The 1,381-nt window shown below is 68.6% G+C and carries 1 pseudogene; it reads right to left on the bottom strand.

Going from position 1 to position 1,381, the window contains the following annotated elements:
* Window positions 1–25: 25 nt before the first annotated feature.
* Window positions 26–1,272: pseudogene (locus tag ABZZ74_RS54190) on the bottom strand (ISL3 family transposase).
* Window positions 1,273–1,381 lie beyond the last annotated feature (109 nt).

The following is a 1,381-nucleotide window of genomic DNA, read 5'->3' as shown; positions in this document are numbered from 1 at the left end:
GGCTCTTCGCTCGTTTCTGTGGGTGTTATGTGCGTCCGGGGAGGGGCCGGCTGTAGCCGGCGAGGCAGAGCAGGATCATGGCGCGGAGGGCTTCGACGCTGCGGAAGCCGTAGGCCCGCCGGATGATCAGCCGGATCTTCGTGTTCATGGACTCCACACGGGCGTTGGTGAGACGGAACGTCAATGCATTGGCGATGTCGGCGCGGCGCTCGCGGATGGTACGGGCGAGCTTGACGAAGGGTGGCAGCTTGCTGCGTGAGGCCCAGGCCAGCCAGGCATCCAGCAGGTGTACCCGCTCCGCGCCGCCGGGCGCGAAGACCATCCGCAGCTGCTCCTTGAGGAGGTAGGCCCGGTACAGGGGCTTGTTGGCGGTCTGGATCAGCGACAGCTTCGCCTGCTGCCCTTCGGTGAGGTCCTGTGGGTTCTTCCAGAGCGCGTAACGGGAATTCTTCAGCTCCGTGGCCAGGGCCTTCATCCCCGCGCGGCGGGCGTGGTTCCAGGCCTGACGGCGCACCGTGTCCAGGGCGTCGCCGGCCCACTTGACGACGTGGAACGGGTCGAGGCACCGAGCCGCGTGCGGGGCCCGCCGGCCAGCCACGTCCGCGATCCATTCCGCGCCGTCGGCCGAGATGTGGGTCACCTCCCGGGAGCGCTCTTCGCCCAGGAGGTCGAAGAAGCCCTGGACGGTCTTCTTCGAACGGCCCTCGACGACATACAGCAGGCGGCCGCTGTCGTGGTCCACCACGACGGTCAGGTACTTCTGCCCCTGGCGAAGGACACCTCGTCGATGCCGATCCGCCGCACCCCGGCGAGCCGGTCGCCGTCCTGGCCGTCCCGCTCCGCCATCACCCGCGCCACGATCGAGCCGACGGTGTGCCAGTTGATCCGCAGCAGCACCGAAATCAGTTTCTTCGAGGCGCCCGGCGCGAACCAGGCCACGGTCTCGTCGAAGGGGATCGTGTGCCCGGCGCCGTGTCGCGCCCAGGGCACGGCCGCTATCACCACCCCGTGCTCCGGACACGCCACCCTGGCCAGGTCGGCCTCGAAGTACACCCGTAGCAGCCCGTCATCCAGCGACCGCCAACGCCGCCGATGGCCCCGGTCGTACAGCGGCGCCCGCCCGCGGCACACCCCGCACCGCGGCCTGCGCTCCCACCTGCGGTCCGGCCGCACCAAGACCACCTTCACCGGATCGACCGGGTGAACATAGACCTCCTCGACCACCGTCCGCTCGACCCCGGCCGCCCTGACCAGTACGTTCGCAGACGACAACGCCGCACCCCTTCCGCAGGTTCTTGATCGTCACAATCAGACACCTACGCAGAGTGCGGCGTTCGTCATGTCATGACACGAACCGACCCACACATGGGAGCGAAGAGCC

Origin of the sequence: Streptomyces sp. NPDC006476 (genome assembly GCF_040612015.1) — a bacterium.
GTDB lineage: Bacteria > Actinomycetota > Actinomycetes > Streptomycetales > Streptomycetaceae > Streptomyces > Streptomyces griseorubiginosus_B.
The sequence above is the reverse complement of the archived record's forward strand: the minus strand, read 5'-3'. Positions and strand labels throughout refer to the sequence as shown.